The sequence below is a fragment of the Bradyrhizobium sp. Mp19 genome (genome assembly GCF_029952935.1).
Lineage (GTDB): Bacteria > Pseudomonadota > Alphaproteobacteria > Rhizobiales > Xanthobacteraceae > Bradyrhizobium > Bradyrhizobium elkanii.
In genome coordinates, this window is sequence record NZ_JASAUT010000013.1 from 1 (window position 1) to 20845 (window position 20845).

A 20845-nucleotide genomic window follows, 5' to 3' on the forward strand; every position below is an offset into this window, starting at 1 on the left:
CCATCGAGCGCTTCTGCCGCTACAATGCCCCGCCAAAACACGACGCGATGTTGCGAACTTCTGGTTCAGGACACTAGCTCTGCTCTTTCTGGATATGCTTGGTGAAGATCCGGATCGTTGTGCCCCTGACCATCGGGCCGCTGTCATAGATGTCGGATGCGATCTGCTCCACGGCGTCGCGCAGCGCAACGAACTGGGCTTGCCGCGCCATGCTCGCCGTTCCGCGCGTGCCGGCCAGCTCGTCCAACGCGGCGTCGCTGATCTGGCATTCGATTTCCTGGTCGCCGTTCATCATGGTGAATCCGAACGCCAGTCGTTCGGAATCGTATCCCCCGATCCGGCCACGGGTGAGTGGCATTAAACTTGTCCCTTGAGCGCGCTACCCCTCGCAAAGAGTGAAGCTTCGCGCCGCGTTTGTCGAGGGCCACGCGCCGAGAAGCGCGCTCTAACCTGCCGGCCGGTCCATCTCGGCGACTTCAAAATTGAAGCGGTCGCGCAGATTCTTGCGTTGCTCGAGGATATCCTTGAGGAACTCGCGATCGGCGTCGCTGCGCATCATCGGCTCGATCAGGTCGATCTGATTCATGGCGACGAGCTGCAGGATTTCGGTGCGCGGCTTGCCGGCGGCATCGCGCGGCAGCGCGTGCACGACCTGGATGTGTTCGGGCGGCTTGACGCCTTTGGCCGCGGTAAGCTCGTTGCGCAGCGTCTTTTCCAGCGCGGACTGGTCCGCCTCGACGAAGGCGTAGAGTCCGACGCCGACGCGCCGGTCGGCAAAGGCGACGATCGCGGTGTCGCGCACCTGCGGATTCCTGCGGATCAGATCGATCAATACCGGGGCGTCGTTGACCAGCCTCCGGCCGCCGCCTTCGCGGTCGGTGAAATTGAAGATGCCGCGCGTGATCGCCTGATAGACCTTCTTGCCGGTCTGGAGCCAGATGCTGGCGACCGCGGATTTCTTTGCGAGTACCTTGCGCTCTTTCGGCGTCAACGCCTCCGGCGCGTAGCTGCGCTTGTGCTTCAACAGATGCCGCAGATCCTCATAGGCGGCGATGCGGAACAGCCGGCTCCGGGTCTTGAAGCAGGCAGCAAGCTGGAAGTCAGTGAGGTAGGCGCGGCCATCGCGGCCGACCAGCCAGTTCTGCTCCTTGGCGAGATCGTTGTGGCAGATGCCGGCGCGATGCAGCTTGCGCAACGCGGCCTTGGCGGAGCGGAAATAGGCGACGTCGCCATGCGGCTTCGCCAGATGCAGCGCCGCGCCGTCGATGAAACCGCGCACCAGCGCGCGCCGGCCGGCCCACAACAGCTTTGGCCCGACGTCGAGGTCGCGCGCCAAGGTCAGCGCGCGGCGCTCGCGCGAGAACAGATGCAGCGCCAGGCCGAACGACCAGAACGGCACCTGATCGAGCCGGCGCAGCACGCCGTCGACCTCGCCGTCATCGGCGCGGAAGCGGCCGCGCTCGACGGTCGAGAACACGTCGCGCTTGAGCAGCACGCCCTGGCTCCACCGCACCGACAGGGTGGCGTCATCGTCTTTCGGCAAGCTCATGACTGTCAGGCCGCTGCCGCAACGCGCAGATGCTCTGCGATCCAGTGGTCGAGATCGGCGAGAGCGCGCGCGCTGATCGCCTGCTTCTTGGCGACGGTCTTCTCGTTGCCGCGCAGCCGCGAGCCGTCCGGCTTCTTGGTCGGCGCGCTGGCCAGCGGCGGGAACAGACCGAAATTGATGTTCATCGGCTGGAACGAGCGCGAACCGGCCTCGATCGTTTCGATGTGGCCACCGGTGATGTGGCCGAGCAGCGCGCCGAGCGCGGTCGTCGCGGGCGGCGGCGCCAGCGCGGCACCGCGCATGTCGGCGGCGGCGCAGAGGCCGGCGATCAGGCCGACGCTGGCCGACTCGACGTAACCCTCGCAGCCCGTCATCTGCCCGGCGAAGCGCAGCCGCGGCTGCGCGCGCAGACGCAGCTGACCGTCGAGCAGCTTTGGCGAGTTCAGGAAGGTGTTGCGATGCAGGCCGCCGAGGCGGGCGAACTCTGCGTTCTCAAGGCCCGGGATGGTCCGGAACACGCGCTGCTGCGCGCCGTGCTTCAGCTTGGTCTGGAAGCCGACGATGTTGTAGAGCGTGCCGAGCTTGTTGTCCTGCCGCAGCTGGACGATCGCATACGGCTTGACGGTCGGGTTGTGCGGATTGGTCAATCCCACCGGCTTCATCGGCCCGTGGCGCAGCGTCTCGTGACCGCGTTCGGCCATCACCTCGACGGGCAGGCAGCCGTCGAAATAGGGCGTGTTGGTCTCCCAGTCCTTGAAGTCGACCTTCTCGCCGTCGAGCAGCGCCGCGACGAAGGCGTCATACTGCTCCTTCGTCATCGGGCAGTTGATGTAGTCCGCGCCGGTGCCGCCGGGGCCGACCTTGTCATAGCGCGACTGAAACCAGGCCACCGACATGTCGATGGAATCCTTGTGCACGATCGGCGCGATCGCGTCGAAGAATGCCAGCGCGCTCTCGTCGGTCAGCTGCCTGATGGCGTCGGCAAGCGGTGCCGAGGTGAGGGGACCGGTCGCGACGATGACGTTGCTCCAGTCGGCCGGCGGCACCCCTGCGACTTCCTCCCGGCTGATCTCGATCAGCGGATGTTCGTTGAGCGCCTTGGTGACGGCGGCCGAAAAGCCGTCGCGGTCGACCGCCAGCGCGCCGCCGGCGGGCACCTGGTTGGCGTCGGCCGAGCGCATGATCAGGGAGCCCAGCCGCCGCATCTCGGCGTGCAGCAGCCCGACCGCGTTATTGGCCGCATCGTCGGAGCGGAAGGAGTTCGAGCAGACCAGTTCGGCGCAGCCGTCGGTCCGGTGCGCCTCGGTCATCCGGTGCGGGCGCATTTCATGCAGCACGGCGCGGACGCCGGCATTGGCGATCTGCCAGGCGGCTTCCGAGCCGGCGAGCCCCGCGCCCACGATGTGCACGGGTTGGGAAGAGGATTGATGCGGTGTCATCGCGCAGCGTTAGCGCGTTTTGATCTCATATGCATCTGAAACCGCACCACAAACGACAACGCCCGCTGTGGAAGCGGGCGTTATCCGTTCAGCAGATGGCCTGCGGCCGATTAGCCGTTGTAGGTGCCGGCGGCAACGCGCGGAATGTCCGAGCGGTCGAGGCCGATATCGGCGAGTTCACGATCGCTGAGCTGGGACAGTTCGCTGACATTGCGCTGATAATCCCGGAAAGCCTGGATCATGCGGATGAGCGAGAGCAACATGGTAGTCTCCTAGTAGTTCAGATTCAGCTTTTCCAAAGCCTCATCGTTGAAGTGAATATAGATGATATAGTGCAGTGCGGTAGCTCCGATGTTGCGATGCAGCTAAGCTCAAAACGCATAGCGATGGTAAGTTCCGGTTAACCGTTTGGCACATCGAGAACTGCCCCGTAGATGGAAGTTCCATCAAGGCCGAGTATTCCAACAAAACGTTCCTGAAATCAGTCGGTTATTGAAATCTTGGCAGGCGTAGTTGCGTCATTTACGTGGTAATTACAGACCGTTTGTTCAAGCCGAGGTCCCTCGTTACGGGAGGGATCACAGCGATGTGTTCCATGCGTGATTCGCATGCAAGCGGCTGTCGTTAAAATGATCTCATATTCACTCCATTGCGATCTCGGACAGGAGATAGTGTCGCGTCAATCAGTCGCATTGACGTAAGAGGTAATTCGATCCTGTGCCGAAACGGATTTCCGTCGCGGGGTCGCATGTCGCGCGGAATGTGCTGCTGATTATCGGAAGTGAGTCTCGATTGAAGTGAACGCGTCGAGCAAAGCTATTGCGGCGCTGCTTCCTTACTGCCTTGTAATCAAAACACTATGCAACGCATGCGCGATACGCGCGCAGCGCTCATCACATTTGTATCGCGCGAAGTTCATTCTGAACGGTGCCGGGAACAGCGAATAATCGTTCCGCAGATTCCGCAATCACGCTGGGATCTGTCCAAGAACAACAGATGGATCATCCCATGATTAAGACATTGATCGCAGCAGCCACCGTGGCTGCCGTTGCCTACGCTGTCGCTCCCGCTCAGGCTGCGCATCGTCATCATGCGGGCCTCGGCTGCAGCGGTGCAAATCTCGGCAAGACCGAAGCTGCAGTCGAAGCTATGGCTGACAATGAGGTCAAATTCGCGGCGGAGAAGGAAGTCTCGCTCGCCCAGGACGCGATGCTGAACAACAAGTGGGGCGCATGCGGCGCGCACCTCAGCAAGGCTGCCGAAGCCAGCATGGCGAAGTAAGCTTTGATCATTGCGATAAGGGCCGATTGCCTGGGGCGATCGGCCCTTTTTGATTCACCCGTAGCTGGAGCAGCGTTGATCGAGTCAGAGCGGAAGGTTGGCCTCGCTGCGCCACGCAATCTGGCGTGAAGGCGCTATGGAGCCTTGGCGAGTTGGGTGGCGAAGTAGCCGATCGTCTTGGCGTACACCTCGCTCTTGTTCCACTGCTGGATCACCGCAAAATTCTCGCTGCCGGGCTCCCAGCCCTTGCCCTTCTTCCAGCCATAGCTCTTCAGGTAGTTTGCCGTCGACGCCAGCACGTCGGGCACGTTGTGCAGGAGGTCGCGCTTGCCGTTGCCGTCAAAGTCGACCGCGAACTTGATGTAGGACGACGGCATGAATTGAGTCTGGCCGATCTCGCCGGCCCAGGCGCCGCGCATCTCCTGCGGCGGCAGATCGCCGCGCTCGACGATGCGCAAGGCATCCATCAACTCGGCCTTGAACATGTCGGAGCGGCGGCAGTCATAGGCGAGCGTCGCCAGCGAACGTATGGTCGGAAACTTGCCGGTGTTGACGCCGAAATCGGTCTCCAGTCCCCAGATCGCAACCAGAATCTCGCCCGGTACGCCGTAGGCCTCCTCGATCCGCGACAGCACGGAGCCGTAGCGCTTCATCATGTCGGCGCCGCGATTGAGGCGCGGCGGCACCATGCGGCCCGAGAACTGCTCAAACGTCTGGCTGAATACCCGCTGCGAATGGTCGCGGGCGAGGATCGCCTTGTCCTGCGTGACGCCGGTCAACCCGGCCTGGATCGCGTTCTGCGAAATGCCCTTCGTCGCAGCCTCTTTCTTGAAATCGTCGAGCCAGGATTCGAACGTGCCCGTGCCGCATTGGGCAGCCAGCACCGACGCCGTCGAGGTCAACAGCCACGCGCCGATGGCGAGCGTGCGAAAGCAAAAGCGAGAGGTCATAGGCAATTCACTCCGGAGTCTGCGATGTCGTCGATTGGTCGCGAAGGGCGGCGGGTATGTTCGCGGCAACAGCGGCCAAAACAAGGCTCGCGACCGAGCCGCTTTTTCTCAGGCCGCGCTGCAAGTGCCACGCCAATTTCACATCCTCTTGACGGTCCGGGACGACAAACCGCCGGCCGAACATATCGGCCGGCGGTTGCTTTGACGTTTACGAATCCGGGTTAGCGGCGCTTAGCCGCGATCGCTGCGCCGCCACGGAAACAGATTGGCCGGGAAGTCCGCGGCGGGCTTGCGCTCGCGCGGTTCGGGGGTTACCGGCCGCGCATTCGGATCCTTGACGATGACCTCGCGATAGAGATGCCAGGTGGCGTGACCGAGCAGCGGGATCACCACGGCAAGCCCGAGGAAGAACGGGATCGTGCCCAGCACCAGCAGCACCGCGACGATCAGGCCCCAGGCCGCCATCGGCACCGGGTTCTGTGCGACGGCACGCATCGACGTCACCATGGCTTCGCCGGCGGTTGCCTGGCGGTCGAGCATCATGGGGAAGGCGATCACGCTGATGCAAAGTGCGACGAGCGCGAACAGGAAGCCGACGCTGCAGCCGACCACGATGAGCCACCAGCCTTGCGGAGTGGTCAGCACGCGCGCGGCGAAATCGGGAATGTTGGCTGCGGTCTCATAGCCGAACACCGCCGTGTAGATCGCCTGGGCGGTCGCGATCCAGGTCACGAACAGCGCGAACAGCAGCGTTCCGACCCCAAGCATCGCGCCGAATGACGGCGAGCGGAATACCTCCATGGCATCCCATGCAGATGCTTCCCCGCCATCTTCGCGGCGGCGGCTCATCTCGTAGAGGCCGATGGCGGCAAACGGGCCGAGCAGGGCAAAGCCCGCGGCCAGCGGAAACAGCAGGGGCAGCACGGAATAGCCGTGCACGGTGCGCGCGAGCACGAGGCCGAGCACCGGATAGATCAGGCAGAGGATGATGGCGTGACTTGGCACCGCCTTGAAGTCTTCCCAGCCGAGACGCAGCGCATGATGCAAGTCGGACAGGCCGATGGTGCGGATAACAGGCGCAGACGCGGCGCCTTGTCCGCTCTGCGTCATCGATGTGACATTGCCTTGGTATGACGTGGCCATGGTCGTTGTCTCCCTCTGGGCGGTCGCATTCAGCGCCCGGCACGCGGGCACAAACGTACCGCCTCTCGAAACGATCACGATCAAGCCAGACGCGAAAGACAGAGCAGGGAACTGGCCGTGTCGCGAACTGTAGAATGAAGGTACTCCCAAACTGTGCCAAAAGCACTCACGCTTAAGTGAATGTCGCATTGGCAAGCTATGGAGGGGGCGATAGACTTGAACTGCGACCTCGGTCAGGCGCGCCAAGGCCGTCTGGCCTTCACATCTCAACTCTCTTGGGAGCGAACGATGAGCATTTTCGGAAAAATCATGGGCGCGATCTTCGGCAGCAGCGCCAGCGCCGCGCCCGCCGGCGGATCGGCCACAAGCGCAGCTCCCGCCGGTGGATCCGGCAGCGCATCGTCGTCTCCTGCCGCGGTGCCCGCCGGCGCGGCGCCGGCGCAGTCGGTTGACGTCGCCCCGATTCTCGACAAGGCGGTTGCCGCGAAGGGCGAGAAGCTCGAGTGGCGGACCTCGATCGTCGACCTGATGAAGGCGCTCGACATCGACTCCAGCCTGTCGGCCCGCAAGGAGCTCGCCAAGGAGCTCGGCTACACCGGCGACACCAACGATTCCGCCAGCATGAACATCTGGCTGCACAAGCAGGTGATGACCAAGCTCGCGGCCAATGGCGGCAAGCTGCCCCCCGACATCAAGCACTGACGGGATCATCCTCCCGCGCATAGCCAGGGCCCGCGCCAGCGCGGGCCCTTTTTTATCGACCGGCGAACATCTATAGATCGCCCAACAACAACGAGGAGAACGCCCATGACTGATCTCGATCGCCGGACGATGCTTGCGACCGGCGCCCTTGCACTGGCCGGTGCCGCCGCGCAATCCGCGCCGGCCCATGCCGAGGCCGCGCCGAAGGCGATGTTTCCGGTCGCGGCCGTGACGATCCCGATCGTCGGCGCCAGCGAGGTGTTTCAGGTTCGCCGCATCTACTGCATCGGCCGCAACTACGCAGCGCACGCGATCGAGCGCGGCTCGGACCCGACGCGCGAGCCTCCGTTCTTCTTCCAGAAGCCGACGGATGCGATCCAGAATGTCGCGATCGGCACCGTCGCCGATCATCCCTATCCGTCGCTGACCAAGAACTATCACCACGAGGTCGAGCTGGTTGCCGCGCTGAAGTCCGGCGGCACCAATATTCCGGCCGACAAGGCGCTCGATCACGTCTATGGCTACGCGCTCGGCCTCGACATGACGCGGCGTGATCTGCAGAACGGCATGGCCGCGGAGAAGAAGCCCTGGGAGATCGGCAAGAGCTTTGACCATGCCGCGGTGCTCGGGCCGATCCATCCGGCTGATAAGATCGGCCACTTCACGCAAGGCGCCATCTCGCTCGCGATCAACGGCACGGTGCGACAGAGCTCGGATCTGAAGAACATGATCTGGAGCGTCGCCGAGCAGATCGCAAAGCTGTCCGAGGCATTCGAGCTGAAGGCCGGCGACATCATCTATTCCGGTACGCCGGAGAACGTCGGCCCGGTCGTCAAGGGCGACGTGCTGCTGTGCAAGCTCGAGGGCCTGCCCGACATGTCGATCAAGATCGTCTGACGCCGCGTGAAGCGCAATAGCGTTTTCGAACGAAGTGGGTACCGGTTCGCGTAAGGAAAACGCGTCAAAAGAAGCAGCTGGAGCCCCGCTCCGATTCCATCGGAACGGAAAGGGCTCTAGCCGGCAAGGTCCGCGTATTCCGGATGCTTGTCGAGGTAATCCACCACGAAACCGCAGCCGGCGATCACCTTGCGGCCGTCGGCGCGGATCAGCTCCAGCGCACCCTTGACCAACTCCGATGCGATGCCGCGGCCGCGCAGGGCGCGCGGTGTCTCGGTATGGGTGATGATCACGGCCGCGGGCGTCCGCCGGTAGTTCGCAAAAGCGAGGCCGCCCTCGGTGTTGAGTTCGAAGCGGTTTTGGTCCCTGTTGTCGCGGACGGCGGCCATCGCAAAAATCCCGGTTGATTCACTGCCCTGATGTAAGCGTGTGAACCCGCCTGTGCAAAGCCGCGACCAACCCGCAAATTGGCATTTGTGGATTGACGATATGCGCATTTTGGCCTGCCTGACCGCCGTGTTGCTCGGCGCCGCCCTGACGCTTCCAGACCCGCCGATAGCCGCTGCCGCCGACGATCCGAGCTGGCAGACCTGCGTCGGCCTGACGACAGCACCCGGCGACCGCGTAGCCGCCTGCACCACGGTGATCGACGGCAAGACCGAGAGCGGCAAGCGGCTGGCGGGCGCCTATTGCAATCGCGGCCATGGGCTGACCGAGAAGCGCGAGCTCGACGCTGCGCTCGCCGACCTCAACGAGGCCATCAAGCTCGATCCCGCCTATGCCTGCGCCTACACCAATCGCGGCCGCGTCTACGCCTTCAAGCGCGATCTCGATCATGCGATTGCCGATTACGACGAAGCGATCCGCATCGATCCGGCGTTCGCGCTGGCCTACAACAACCGCGGCGATGCCTGGCTCAACAAGGGCGATCTCGACCGCGCGCTGGCCGATCTCAGCCTCGCCATCAAATTCAATCCGCAGCTCGCCACCGCCTACGGCAATCGCGGCTTCGTCTACTATCGCAAGCGCGACGCAGCGCATGCGATCGCCGACTTCACCACCGAGATCAGGCTCGATCCCAACGTGCTCGCCTACATCAACCGCGGCAATGTCTATCGCGATACCGAGCAGCTCGATCGCGCAGCCGCCGATTACGGCGAGGCGGCGAGGATCGCGCCGACCGATGCGCGCGGCTGGCGCAACCGCGGCATGATCCGTCTCTTTCAAGGGGACAACAAGGGCGGGCTCGCCGATTACGACAAGGCGCTGCAATACGATCCGAACGACGTCTATTCCTGGAATAATCGCGGCCAGGCCAAGCTGCGGCTCGGCGACAAGAAGGGCGCGGCGGCCGATTTCCGCAAGGCGCTCGAGCTGCAGCCCGATTTGCAGAGCGCCAAGGGAGCGCTGGCGCGGCTCGGCGGAGCGCGGTGACATCCTGCCGGGCACGATCGCTCCCGTCGCGTCGCACGCACGGGGGATAGGCCTTGCGGATGGATGCAGTTCGTTTACGTTTGATGACAGACATACGCCCCTGATGCGGCTGGATGGTCGTCTGGTACGGAGTGGCGGAGCCGGCCGCCGACGTATGCCTCTTGTCGGAGGAGGTTCGTCATGTCGGACAATCGTTTCTTCAACACACACCGTCCCTGGGAGGACTGGCTCGGCATGCTGCTCGGCGTGCTGATCATGGTCTCGCCCTGGTTTCCGATGCAGGTGAGCGGCGCCGTCGACATCGAGCGCAGCCACCTCGTCCTCAACAGCTTCATGGTGGGCATGCTGGTGCTCGGCATCGCCCAGCTCGAATATGTCGCGCTGCACCGCTGGGAGGAGGTGGCCAGCATCCTGCTCGGCCTCTGGCTGATGGCATCGCCCCTGGTCTTCGGTTACGCCGAGGACCACTGGCTGCAGTTCTGGCACATCCTGCTCGGCGCGGTGGTCGCCTTTATAGGCGCGTTGCAGCTGTGGCAGGACTGGAACCTGAGCGAGCAGGAACTCGCCAAGCACCCGCAGTAGCGGCCTGGGCAGAAAACAACGGGCTGGCCGCCGCCGGCGCGCGGTATCATCGCGCTGCGTCCGGCGGGCCTTGCCGAAGGCGGCGGCTTGGCGATAAACCGGGTGGTACCGACCCCTTGCGGCGCTTGAAGACGCCCGGTTCTGACCGAGGAAATACCCGATGACCGTCCTGACCTTGCCCTGTCTGTTGTGCGTATCGGCGGGGCGGCAATGAGCGGGACGGCTGCTGCCGCGCCGCGCGGCGGGATCGCGCGGGTGTCGCGCCGGGTGATGAACCTCGCCTACATCCTGACCCAGAACGCCCGCCGCCATGGCGATCGCCCCGGCTTCATCTGGAACGAGAAGGCCTGGTCCTGGCGTCATATCGACCAGAACGTCTCGGCGTTGGCCGCGGCACTGGCCGCGCGCGGCATCGTCAAGGGCGACCGCATCCTGGTGCATTCCAAGAACTGCGACGAGATGTTCTGGTCGATGTTCGCGGCCTTCCGGCTCGGCGCGGTCTGGGTGCCGACCAATTTTCGCCTGATGCCGGACGAGGTCGCCTATCTCGCGGCGGCCTCCGGCGCCAAGGCGTTTCTCTGCCACGCCGACTTCCCCGAGCATGCCAAGGCGGCCGCCAACCCCGCGCTCGAATTCGTCTGGCGGATCGGGGAGGAGGGCACGTTCGGCGAGGCGATCGTCGGTGACGTCATCGCCAAACACGCAAGCGCTGTGGTCGAGAACGTTGCCGTCGACTACGACGATCCCTGCTGGTTCTTCTTCACCTCCGGCACAACCGGCCGTTCCAAGGCAGCTGTCTTGACCCATGGCCAGATGGCCTTCGTCATCACCAACCATCTCGCCGACTTGATGCCCGGCACGACGGAACAGGACGCCTCGCTGGTGGTGGCGCCGCTGTCGCATGGCGCCGGTGTGCATCAATTGGTGCAGACCGCGCGCGGCGTGCCGACCATCCTGCTGCCGTCGGAGAAGTTCGACATCGGCGAAGCCTTCCGGCTGATCGCCAAGCATCGCGTCAGCAACATGTTCACGGTGCCGACCATCCTGAAGATGATGGTCGAGCATCCCGCCGCCGACCAGCACGACCATTCCTCGCTGCGCTACATCATCTACGCCGGTGCGCCGATGTATCGAGAGGATCAGAAGGCGGCGCTGAGCAAGCTCGGCGGCGTGCTGGTGCAGTATTTCGGTCTCGGCGAGGTCACCGGCAACATCACCGTGCTGCCGCCCGGTCTGCACGATCCCGAGGACGGCCCGCATGCGCGGATCGGCACCTGCGGCTTCGAGCGCACCGGGATGCAGGTCTCGATCCAGGGCGACGATGGAAGCGAGCTGAAGGCGCACGAGACCGGCGAGATCTGCGTGATCGGTCCCGGCGTGTTCGCCGGCTACTACGACAATCCCGACGCCAATGCGAAGGCGTTTCGCGACGGCTGGTTCCGCACCGGCGACCTCGGCCACATGGACGATGAGGGCTTCGTCTACATCACCGGCCGCGCCTCCGACATGTACATCTCGGGCGGCTCCAACATCTATCCGCGCGAGATCGAGGAGAAGCTCTTGACGCATCCCGCGGTCGGCGAGGTCGCGGTGCTCGGCGTGCCCGATCCGTTCTGGGGCGAGGTCGGCGTCGCCGTCTGCGTCGCGCGCGAGGGCACCGAGGCGGTCGCGGAGGCGGAGCTTGCCGCCTATCTCGCGCCAAAAGTGCCGCGCTACAAGATGCCGAAGCGCTTCTTCTTCTGGAAGGCGTTGCCGAAGTCCGGCTACGGCAAGGTGCCGAAGCGACTGATCCGCGACGAGCTCGAGGCGCGCGGGCTGCTCGAGGTGATCGCCAAATCGACGGGCGCGTGAGGCGATGCGCAGCATCGCCCAGCCCGGCGCTCCGCATCCAGAGCGCATCCAATGGGTCAGCGCGCGCGGCCGCGCCTTTTCATTCGTGCTCGAGGCCGACATTCCGTTGCTCGAAGCCGTGCGCCGCGGCTTTGCGGCGGAGGGGTTTTCCGGCGGCGTGCTCAGTGCGAAAAGCGGGGCGCTCGGGCCGTTCGCCTATGTGATGCCGGCGCTGTCGAAGGACGGCGTCAACGCCGCATTCTACAGCGACACGTTCCGTCCCGACGGCGTGACGCGACTCAAGCTGGCGGCGCTGACCTTCGGCGAACGCGACGGCGCGCCGTTCTTTCATTGCCACGGCTTGTGGACCGAGGCCGACGGCCGCTTCAACGGCGGCCACATGCTGCCGGATGAAACCATTGTCGCCGTGCCGTTCGAGGTCAACGCGTTCGGGATCGACGGCGCGACGTTCAAGGCCGAAGCGGACAGCGAGACCAATTTCAAGCTGTTCGGTCCTGTCGCCAGCGCGCCGCGCGGGGCCAGGACCACGAGCCATGCCTACGCGCTGCGGCTGCGGCCGAACCAGGATTTTGCCTGCGCGCTGGAAGGCTTCTGCCACCAGCACGGCATCCTGCGCGCGCGGCTGCATGGCGGCGTCGGCTCGACCATCGGCGCCGTCTTCACCGACGGCCACAGCGTCGTGCCGTTCGCGACCGAACTCGCGGTGACCGCAGGCGAGATCGCACCGGACGCCGATGGCCGGCTGCATGCCGAACTCGACATCGCGCTGGTCGACTATCTCGGCGGCATCGCCGAGGGACGCCTGGTGCGCGGCGACAACCCGGTGCTGATGACGATGGAGCTGGCGCTGGAGGTGCTGGCGGAGGCGGAGCAGCCGTAGGGGCATGGCATACCCCATCCCCGCGTCGTCCCGGCGAAGGCCGGGACCCATACTCCGCAGCAGTTGTTGTGAGAGGGACTCGTCGCTCCAGCGTCGAGCAACAATAGTCATTCGTGGTTATGGGTCCCGGCCTTCGCCGGGACGACAGGGAGTGTGTAATGCCACATCCGCATTCTCGCGACATGTTTGCCCGAGCTTTGCATTTCGCTCCGCCCTCGCTTGAGCGGAGGGCGCAGGGAAAGCGGTGCTTGCGCCGTCAGGCAACTCAGATGTATGGGCCGCTCACCGCCGCTTGCGAACATCGATGTTGATGTCGAGGTCGATCTCGCTGACGCAGGTCTGCTCGGTGCGGTGCGATCCGCCCTCGTGCCAACGGCCCTTGCGCAGGCTGATGTCGCTGACATTGGCGAGCCGCAGGCAGCGCCACTGCGGCAGCTTGCCCGAGCTCTCGCCGGCGAACTGCCAGGCCAGCACGACCTCTTTACCGCTCTTGTTGTGGCCGATGATGTGCGGGCAGAGCTCGCGCGGCCGTCCGTCATAGATGCAGACGACCTGCTGCTCGGTGAGGATCGCCTTGCGGAAGAGGTCATAGCTGCGGCTGGGCATCGCGGCGCGGGTCTCGGTTGAAGGCTGGTGGCGGCAGCGGGCGCTTGCGCATCAGTTAGCATGATGCATCGACAACGCTTCTGGCCTGGGTTTGTTGTTCTTGTTACGTTCTTGACGGGTCCATATCGATCTGGGATTGTACCTTCCGAGGCGCGAGCCCCAAAGGTTGGACCGATGGCCAGACGAAACCGCCCGATCAACATGCCCGCGCCGTACCTGCGGCGGGTCTGGCTCGAGCCTGCGCGGATCCCGGACCGCGAGGCTTACCCGTTCGTGCTGCCGCTGCTGCGCGACGATTTCGAGCTGAGCTTCGACAAGGCAATCACCATCATTGTCGGCGAGAACGGCACCGGCAAGTCGACGCTGCTCGAGGGGATCGCCGTGATGGCCGGCTATGATGACGCCGGCGGCGGCAAGGGCTACATGCCGGTCGATCACAGCAATGCGGTCGAGGAAATGGGCGGCTCGCTTGCGACCGCGCTCCGTGCGAGCTGGCTGCCGAAAATCACCAATGGCTGGTTCTTCCGCGCCGAGAGCTTCTTCTCGGTCGCCAGATATCTCGACTCCGTCGCCAGCCCCTATGCTGACTTCCTGTCGCATTCGCATGGCGAAGGCTTTTTGCGCTTCTTCGAGGAGCGCTGCCAGCGGCAAGGTATCTTCATCTTCGACGAGCCGGAATCCGCGCTGTCGCCGTCGCGCCAGATTGAATTCCTCAAGCTGCTGCACCGGATGAACGGCACCGGTCACTGCCAGGTGATCATGGCCACGCATTCACCGGTGCTGATGGCCTATCCGAATGCGACGCTGCTGCGGCTGACGAAATACGGGCTGGAGCCGGTGAACTTGAGGGACACCGATCATTACAAGGTCATGCGCGAGTTCTGCGACGATCCCAAAGGGTTCGTCGAGGCGGCGATCGAGGGGTGACCCCACCGCCCGGGCCGGCTTGCCTCCCGGGGAAGCCGCCGGCCGCGACTTCGCTCTGGTGCAAGAAGCCGGTCCCCGATCTAGTCTAGAACCCGGACCATAAACTGCGGCATGCGCCAGGCGGCGGATGGCCGACACATATCGGGAGAGAACAAGGATGAGGCGAACGATCGCGCGAGCTTGCGTCGTGGTGGCGGCATTGGCTGTGTTAGGGGCCGCCTGGGCCCACGGGCCGACCCGCCAGAAGGTGCGGGAATCGATCGAGATCGACGCGCCGCAGGCCAAGGTGTGGGCGGTGATCGGCAATTTCCAGGACATGAGCTGGCTCGCCGGCGTCACCAAGACCGAGGGCGAGAAGGGCAACGAGATCGGCGCCACGCGGCGGCTGACGCTGGGCCCCGGCGCCACCGTGGACGAGGAACTCTACAAATACGAACCGGAGATGATGAGCTATTCGTACCGGATCACCGCGGTCGACGTGAAGGTGCTGCCGGTCACCAATTATTCCTCGACGCTGACGGTGTCGCCGGCGCCCGACGGCAAGTCGAAGCTGGAATGGGCCGGCGCGTTCTATCGCGGATTTCCGAACAATGATCCGCCGCCGGAACTGAGCGACGAGGCCGCGGTGAAGGCTGTGAGCGGGCTCTACAAGGCCGGGCTCGAAGCGCTGAAGAAGAAGATCGAGAGCGGGACCTGAGCGTGCGCGCGATTGCGCTCGTCGCGCTGCTTGCCAGCCTCGGCGCCGCGCGCGCCGAGGAGGCGTTCGTCACCAACCAGCTCAGCGACGACCTCACGGTGGTCGATCTCGCGACCTCGAAGCCGGTCGCGACCATCGCGATCGGCGGCAAGCCCGCCGGCGTTGCCGTCAGCAATGACGGCCGCTTCGCCTATGTGACCAGCCCGGATGCAAAGGCGGTCACGGTGGTCGACGCGTCGGCGCGAAAGGTGGTGGGCCGGGTCGATGTCGGCGGGGGGCCGCTCGGCATCGCGGTCGCGCCCGACGGCGCCACGGTCTATGTCGCCGACTGGTACGCCGCCGCGGTGCGGGTGATCGACGCCAGAGAGCGGCGTGTCGCCGCAAGTATCGCGGTCGGGGCATCGCCGTCCGGGCTGGCGGTGACGCCGGATGGGCTGCTGCTGCTGTCGGCGGATCGCGACGATGACAGCGTCTCCATCATCGACACCGCCTCGCGCGAGCGGAGGGGGATCGTGAAGGTCGGGACGCGGCCGTTCGGCGTCACCATCGATGCCGATGGCAGGCGCGCCTACACCGCCAATGTCGGCACCAACGACGTCTCGGTGATCGACATCGCGACCGCCCGCGAGATCGGCCGCGTCCATGTCGGCCTGCGCCCCTACGCGGTGGCGCTGGCGCAGGGCCGCGGTTTCGTCACCGACCAGTATGACGGCAAGGTCAGCGTGTTCGACCTCGCGACGTTGCAGCCCGTGAAGCGCATCACGGTCGGCGATTACCCCGAAGGCATCGAGGCGACCGCCGACGGCAAGCAGGTGTTGGTCGCGAACTGGGAGAGCAACACGCTGAGCGTGATCGACGCCGCCGAGATGAAGGTGATTGGCGAGGTCAAGGTCGGCGACGGCCCGCGGGCGTTCGGGGCATTTCTCAGGCGGACGGAGTAGGCGGCCTGTAGCCCGCATGAGCGAAGCGATATGCGGGGCGATTTGACGAGAGAGTCCCGGATGTCGCTTCGCTCATCCGGGCTACTTGCCACTTGCGGACCACCGCAGAATGGGTGGAGCGAAGCGATACCCATCATTCGGGCCGCGGCATGGGCTAATGGGTTTCGCTTCGCTCTACCCATCCTCTCCGCCCCGCGGCTCAGCGCCCTGTTGGCTCCTCGGGACGACAGGCCTATATTATCAGGCAAACACCAGGAAACAGGGAGGATGCCATGCATCATACCTTGGTGCCCAGCGACCGGGTCGAGCACGTCTGCGTCTACGGGCGCGACGGCGCAAAACTTGGGTCGATCGAGCGGCTGATGCTCGACAAGGTGAGCGGAACGGTGGCCTACGCCATCATCAAGACCGGCGGCGTGCTGAGCACCCACCACCACTATCCCGTCAGATGGGCCGCACTGCGCTTTGACCCTGTGCGCCAGGCCTTCGAGGCCGAGGTGACGCTGGACGACCTGCGGTCCGGCCCGTCCGAGTTCGACGGTGACGAGTTCGACTGGGGCGACCGCTCGCAATCGTATACGCACCCGAATTATTGGGCGGTGTAGCGCAGGCGAGGTGGTTTTTGTAGCCCGCATGAGCGAAGCGACATGCGGGGCTGACGTTGGCGACTGCCAGAGCTCCCCGGATGTCGCTTCGCTCATCCGGGCTACTTGCTCCTGCGTCTGGCAGATCGCTACCTATCGCAGCAATCCGTAGGATGGGTGGAGCGCAGCGATACCCATCATTCGGGCCGCGGGGTGAGTTGATGGGTTTCGCTTCGCTCTACCCATCCTACTTGCATGTTGCGGTAACTCGCACCGACGAGCGATGCCGCTACTCCGCCGCCTCGCTCGCGCTGCTCTTCCTCGGCTTGCTGTTCGCTTTCTTCAGCACTGGCGCCAAAAACTTGCCGGTGTAGCTGCGCGGCGCCTTGACGATGTCCTCCGGCGGGCCCCAGGCGACGATCTCGCCGCCGCCGTCGCCGCCTTCGGGGCCGAGGTCGATCACCCAGTCGGCGGTCTTGATGACCTCGAGATTGTGCTCGATCACGACAACCGTGTTGCCCTGGGCGACCAGTTCGTGCAGCACCTCTAAGAGCTTTGCGACGTCGTGGAAGTGCAGGCCGGTGGTCGGCTCGTCCAGGATGTAGAGCGTGCGGCCGGTGGCGCGCTTGGACAGCTCCTTGGCCAGCTTGACGCGCTGGGCTTCGCCGCCGGACAGCGTCGTCGCCTGCTGGCCGACATGGATATAGTCGAGGCCGACGCGGTGCAGGGTCTGGAAGGTCTCGCGCACGCGCGGCACCGCCTTGAAGAACTCGGCGGCTTCCTCGACGGTCATGTCGAGCACGTCGGCGATGCTCTTACCCTTGAACAGCACCTCCAGCGTCTCGCGGTTGTAGCGCTTGCCCTTGCAGGTGTCGCAGGTGACGTAGACGTCGGGCAGGAAGTGCATCTCGATCTTGATGACGCCGTCGCCCTGGCAGGCCTCGCAGCGGCCGCCCTTGACGTTGAAGGAGAAGCGCCCGGGCTCGTAGCCGCGCGCTTTCGCTTCGGGCAGACCGGCGAACCATTCGCGGATCGGCGTGAAGGCGCCGGTATAGGTCGCGGGGTTGGAGCGCGGCGTGCGGCCGATCGGCGACTGGTCGATGTCGATGATCTTGTCGATGTGCTCGAGTCCCTCGATGCGGTCGTGCGGCGCCGCGCCCTCGCTGGCATTGTTCAGTTTGCGGGCGATGGCGCGGTACAGCGTGTCGATCAGCAGCGTCGACTTGCCGCCGCCGGAGACGCCGGTGACGCAGGTGAACAGGCCGAGCGGAATCTCGGCGGAGACGTTCTTGAGGTTATTGCCGCGGGCGTTGACGACCTTGATGGTGCGCCGGTGGTTCGGTGGCCGCCGGTCGGGCACGGGAACCGAAAGCTCGCCGGTCAGATACTTGCCGGTCAGCGATTTCGGGTTGCGCATGATCTGGTCGGGCGTGCCCTCGGCGACGATGTGGCCGCCATGCATGCCGGCGCCGGGCCCGATATCGAGCACGTAATCGGCGAGGCGGATGGCGTCCTCGTCATGCTCGACCACGACCACGGTGTTGCCGAGGTCGCGCAGCCGCTTCAGCGTGTCGAGCAGCCGGGCATTGTCGCGCTGGTGCAGGCCGATCGACGGCTCGTCCAGCACGTAGAGCACGCCGGTGAGGCCGGAGCCGATCTGCGAGGCGAGGCGGATGCGCTGGCTCTCGCCGCCGGACAGCGTGCCGGACGAGCGCGACAGCGTCAGGTAGTTCAGGCCGACGTCGAGCAGGAAGGTCAGGCGCTCGCGGATCTCCTTCAGGATGCGTGTCGCGATCTCGTTCTGCTGCGCGTTCAGCGCCTCCGGCACCGTCTCGAACCATTCGCCGGCGCGCTTCACCGAGAGCTCCGAGATCTCGCCGATGTGCTTGCCGCCGATCTTGACGCACAGCGCCTCAGGCTTCAGCCGGTGGCCGTTGCAGCCGGCGCAGGGTACGTCGGAGAAATACTTGCCGAGCTCCTCACGCGCCCACTCGCTCTCGGTCTCGCGGTAGCGGCGGTTGATGTTGGTGATGACGCCCTCGAACGGCTTCTTGGTGTCGTAGGAGCGGACGCCGTCCTCATAGGAGAACTTGATCTCGTCGTCGCCGGAGCCGTGCAGCAGCGCGTTCTGGACCTTCTTGGTCAGGTCCTTCCACTTGGTGTCGAGCGTGAACTTGTAGTGCTTGCCGAGCGCGGTCAGGGTCTGGATGTAATAGGGCGAGGACGATTTCGCCCAGGGCGCGATCGCGCCCTTGCGCAAGGTCAGCTCCTTGTCGGGGATGACCAGATCCTCGTCGATATGCTGCTCGACGCCGAGGCCGCCGCAGGCCGGGCAGGCACCATAGGGGTTGTTGAACGAGAACAGGCGCGGCTCGATCTCGGGGATCGTGAAGCCGGAGACCGGACAGGCGAACTTCTCCGAGAACAGGATGCGCTCGGGCCCGCTCTTGTCATGGATCTTCGCGGTCTTCTTCTTGTCCTCTTTCTTGTCGTCCTGGGCGGCCGCCGCCGGCGCATCGGCGTATTCGATCACGGCGAGGCCCTCGGCGAGCTTCAGCGCAGTCTCAAAGCTTTCCGCGAGGCGCTGCGCGAGGTCGGGACGCACCACGATGCGGTCGACCACGACGTCGATGTCGTGCGGGAATTTCTTGTCGAGCGCGGGCGCCTCGGACAGTTCGTAGAAGGTGCCGTCGATCTTGACGCGCTGAAAGCCCTTCTTGAGATACTCGGCGAGCTCCTTCTTGTACTCGCCCTTGCGGCCGCGCACGACCGGCGCCAGCAGGTAGAGGCGGGTGCCTTCCGGCAGCGCCAGCACGCGGTCGACCATCTGCGAGACGATCTGGCTCTCGATCGGCAGGCCGGTGGCCGGCGAATAGGGCACGCCGACGCGGGCCCACAGCAGGCGCATGTAGTCGTAGATCTCGGTGACGGTGCCGACGGTCGAGCGCGGGTTCTTCGATGTGGTCTTCTGCTCGATCGAGATCGCCGGCGACAGGCCGTCGATCTGGTCAACATCCGGTTTCTGCATCATCTCGAGGAACTGGCGCGCATAGGCCGACAGCGATTCGACGTAGCGGCGCTGGCCCTCGGCATAGATGGTGTCGAACGCGAGCGACGACTTGCCGGAGCCAGACAGGCCGGTGAACACCACGAGCTTGTCGCGGGGAATCTCGACGTCGATGTTCTTCAGATTGTGTTCGCGCGCGCCACGGATCGTGATGGCGCGCGATGAGGAGCCGGCGTTCTGTTGGCGCTTCGCCTTGAGCACTTCATCCATAGCGACAGTTCCGGGCGCATGCTTGGGCGCCTTTTGGGCGCGCATCGCCGGTGATGCCGGGACCTTGCGCCGATGGGGTGTGAAGACTGGAACGTAGGAAGAACGGTCGACAATTTCCAGTGCTGAGTCGCGTCCATCAACGGATAGTTTGCCTGATGGCAGCAGCCGTCAGCAGCGCCGGTTCCTCTAGAGCCTTCCCGTTCCGATAGAATCGGAACGGGGGCTCCAGATTCCTGCTTTGACGCGTTTTCTTGACGCGAACCGGAATCCACTTCGCTCGAAACGCTCTTACGCAAAAAGGCCGGCGCGAGGCCGGCCTTTCGGTGCGATCTGACCGCGAATGGCGGTCAGCAATTCGCTTAGTACCTGGATCAGTACTTGGCGACGATCGGGCCGCCGAAGTGATAGTTCACGCCGAACTGGGCGCTGTGCAGTTCGAGCGTACCGGACGGCACGCCGAAATAGTTCTCGCTGTCGAGGCTGCGATACAGGTATTCGCCCTTGATCGACCACTGCGGGGCGATGAACGCCTCGACGCCGGCGCCGACGGTCCAGCCGGAGTGGAAGTTGCTCTGCGAGGCGGTCACGCCGAGCGCGGTGACGCTGACCTCGTTGTTGGCCCAGGCGTAGCCGCCGGTGCCATAGAACAGCACCTTGTCGACGGCGAAGCCGAGGCGGCCGCGCACGGTGCCGAGCGAGTCGATCTTGCTGCGGGCCGTGACGCCAAGGGCGGAGACCGACGCGTCGATGTCAGCGCCTGCAGCGTCGACCTCGAGGCCGTACACGATGTTGCCGGCCTGCCAGTTGTAGCCGATGGTGCCGCCGCCGAAGCCGCCTTCCATGCTCGGGGTGCCGGAGTTCTCGCTGGCGTAGCCGCCGAAGCCACCGACGTAGAAGCCGGTCCAGTTGTAGATCGCGGCCGGCGGCGGAGCCTTCACGTAGGGGGCGCGAGCCGCCATGTCGGCGGCCATCGCCGGTGCAAAAGCGTTCAGTACAAGCATGCCGGCCGATGCCAGCAAAACAGTCCTCATTTTCAAAGTCCGAGTCCCGTTTTTCTTGCCCATTTTCTTGTTGTCCCTTCAAACTTTTGAAGAGAGCGTCACAG

The 20845-nt window shown here is 64.6% G+C and carries 21 protein-coding genes; 11 read left to right on the forward strand and 10 right to left on the reverse strand.

The genetic code is table 11. The annotated features are described in order from the left end of the window. Positions 1-73 precede the first annotated feature (73 nt). From QJT82_RS16835 to QJT82_RS16850, 4 genes are all read right to left on the reverse strand, one after another. Positions 74-358, reverse strand: coding sequence for a DUF1488 family protein (locus QJT82_RS16835; RefSeq protein ID WP_028340771.1), 285 nt, complete (start codon positions 356-358; stop codon positions 74-76). 87 nt (positions 359-445) lie between these two features. Further along, positions 446-1549, reverse strand: a complete 1104-nt coding sequence (locus QJT82_RS16840; RefSeq protein WP_028340770.1) for a serine/threonine protein kinase — start codon at positions 1547-1549, stop codon at positions 446-448. 5 nt (positions 1550-1554) lie between these two features. After that, on the reverse strand, positions 1555-2988 hold the full coding sequence (trmFO, locus tag QJT82_RS16845) for a methylenetetrahydrofolate--tRNA-(uracil(54)-C(5))-methyltransferase (FADH(2)-oxidizing) TrmFO (protein ID WP_028340769.1): 1434 nt from the start codon (positions 2986-2988) through the stop codon (positions 1555-1557). Between the two features lie 110 nt (positions 2989-3098). Further along, positions 3099-3251, reverse strand: a complete 153-nt coding sequence (locus tag QJT82_RS16850) for a DUF1127 domain-containing protein (RefSeq protein WP_016846063.1) — start codon at positions 3249-3251, stop codon at positions 3099-3101. A 733-nt stretch (positions 3252-3984) separates the two neighbouring features. Here QJT82_RS16850 and QJT82_RS16855 point away from each other — a divergent pair. Next, positions 3985-4269, forward strand: a complete 285-nt coding sequence (locus QJT82_RS16855; protein ID WP_028332121.1) for a hypothetical protein — start codon at positions 3985-3987, stop codon at positions 4267-4269. A 134-nt stretch (positions 4270-4403) separates the two neighbouring features. On the opposite strand, the gene QJT82_RS16860 is transcribed toward QJT82_RS16855, so the two are convergent. Both QJT82_RS16860 and QJT82_RS16865 read right to left on the reverse strand, forming a co-directional pair. Further along, positions 4404-5219 carry a lytic murein transglycosylase gene (locus QJT82_RS16860; protein WP_028340768.1) on the reverse strand — a complete coding sequence of 272 codons (816 nt, stop codon included), beginning with the start codon at positions 5217-5219 and terminating at the stop codon, positions 4404-4406. 231 nt (positions 5220-5450) lie between these two features. Further along, positions 5451-6362, reverse strand: a complete 912-nt coding sequence (locus QJT82_RS16865) for a DUF2189 domain-containing protein (RefSeq protein ID WP_028340767.1) — start codon at positions 6360-6362, stop codon at positions 5451-5453. A 288-nt stretch (positions 6363-6650) separates the two neighbouring features. Here QJT82_RS16865 and QJT82_RS16870 point away from each other — a divergent pair, with 288 nt between their 5' ends. Both QJT82_RS16870 and QJT82_RS16875 read left to right on the forward strand, forming a co-directional pair. Next, positions 6651-7064 (forward strand): DUF3597 domain-containing protein, encoded by a 414-nt coding sequence (locus QJT82_RS16870; RefSeq protein ID WP_028340766.1) that lies wholly within the window; start codon positions 6651-6653, stop codon positions 7062-7064. A gap of 105 nt (positions 7065-7169) precedes the next feature. Beyond that, positions 7170-7961, forward strand: a complete 792-nt coding sequence (locus QJT82_RS16875) for a fumarylacetoacetate hydrolase family protein (protein WP_028340765.1) — start codon at positions 7170-7172, stop codon at positions 7959-7961. Positions 7962-8077: 116 nt separating this feature from the next. Here QJT82_RS16875 and QJT82_RS16880 read toward each other — a convergent pair whose 3' ends face one another. Next, positions 8078-8350: a GNAT family N-acetyltransferase gene (locus QJT82_RS16880; RefSeq protein ID WP_028340764.1), complete on the reverse strand. Its 273-nt coding sequence runs from the start codon at positions 8348-8350 to the stop codon at positions 8078-8080. 100 nt (positions 8351-8450) lie between these two features. Between QJT82_RS16880 and QJT82_RS16885 the strand changes: the two genes are divergently transcribed. The 4 genes from QJT82_RS16885 (at position 8451) to QJT82_RS16900 (ending at position 12708) form a co-directional block, all read left to right on the forward strand. Then, positions 8451-9395: a tetratricopeptide repeat protein gene (locus QJT82_RS16885; RefSeq protein WP_028340763.1), complete on the forward strand. Its 945-nt coding sequence runs from the start codon at positions 8451-8453 to the stop codon at positions 9393-9395. A 180-nt stretch (positions 9396-9575) separates the two neighbouring features. After that, entirely contained in the window at positions 9576-9977 is a 402-nt protein-coding gene (locus QJT82_RS16890; protein ID WP_028340762.1) for an SPW repeat protein, read from the forward strand. A gap of 210 nt (positions 9978-10187) precedes the next feature. Next, the gene (locus QJT82_RS16895) at positions 10188-11828 is read left to right on the forward strand and encodes an acyl-CoA synthetase (protein WP_051447864.1); all 1641 of its coding nucleotides are present in this window, start codon (positions 10188-10190) and stop codon (positions 11826-11828) included. Positions 11829-11832: 4 nt separating this feature from the next. Continuing rightward, positions 11833-12708, forward strand: a complete 876-nt coding sequence (locus tag QJT82_RS16900; RefSeq protein WP_028340760.1) for a DUF296 domain-containing protein — start codon at positions 11833-11835, stop codon at positions 12706-12708. Between the two features lie 282 nt (positions 12709-12990). On the opposite strand, the gene QJT82_RS16905 is transcribed toward QJT82_RS16900, so the two are convergent. Beyond that, entirely contained in the window at positions 12991-13314 is a 324-nt protein-coding gene (locus tag QJT82_RS16905) for a hypothetical protein (protein ID WP_028340759.1), read from the reverse strand. 174 nt (positions 13315-13488) lie between these two features. Between QJT82_RS16905 and QJT82_RS16910 the strand changes: the two genes are divergently transcribed. The 4 genes from QJT82_RS16910 to QJT82_RS16925 all read left to right on the forward strand — a co-directional run bounded on the left by QJT82_RS16910 (position 13489) and on the right by QJT82_RS16925 (position 16484). After that, entirely contained in the window at positions 13489-14241 is a 753-nt protein-coding gene (locus tag QJT82_RS16910) for an AAA family ATPase (RefSeq protein WP_028340758.1), read from the forward strand. A 157-nt stretch (positions 14242-14398) separates the two neighbouring features. Beyond that, entirely contained in the window at positions 14399-14938 is a 540-nt protein-coding gene (locus QJT82_RS16915; RefSeq protein WP_028340757.1) for an SRPBCC family protein, read from the forward strand. A gap of 2 nt (positions 14939-14940) precedes the next feature. Beyond that, on the forward strand, positions 14941-15879 hold the full coding sequence (locus QJT82_RS16920; protein ID WP_028340756.1) for a cytochrome D1 domain-containing protein: 939 nt from the start codon (positions 14941-14943) through the stop codon (positions 15877-15879). Between the two features lie 272 nt (positions 15880-16151). Then, complete coding sequence (locus QJT82_RS16925) at positions 16152-16484, forward strand: PRC-barrel domain-containing protein (RefSeq protein ID WP_028340755.1); 333 nt, start codon at positions 16152-16154, stop codon at positions 16482-16484. A gap of 268 nt (positions 16485-16752) precedes the next feature. Here the strand turns inward: QJT82_RS16925 and uvrA are convergent, their stop codons facing one another. Both uvrA and QJT82_RS16935 read right to left on the reverse strand, forming a co-directional pair. Next, a complete protein-coding gene (uvrA, locus tag QJT82_RS16930; RefSeq protein WP_028340754.1) occupies positions 16753-19740 on the reverse strand; it encodes an excinuclease ABC subunit UvrA in 2988 nt (995 codons plus the stop codon). Positions 19741-20111: 371 nt separating this feature from the next. After that, on the reverse strand, positions 20112-20771 hold the full coding sequence (locus tag QJT82_RS16935) for an outer membrane beta-barrel protein (RefSeq protein WP_028340753.1): 660 nt from the start codon (positions 20769-20771) through the stop codon (positions 20112-20114). Positions 20772-20845 lie beyond the last annotated feature (74 nt).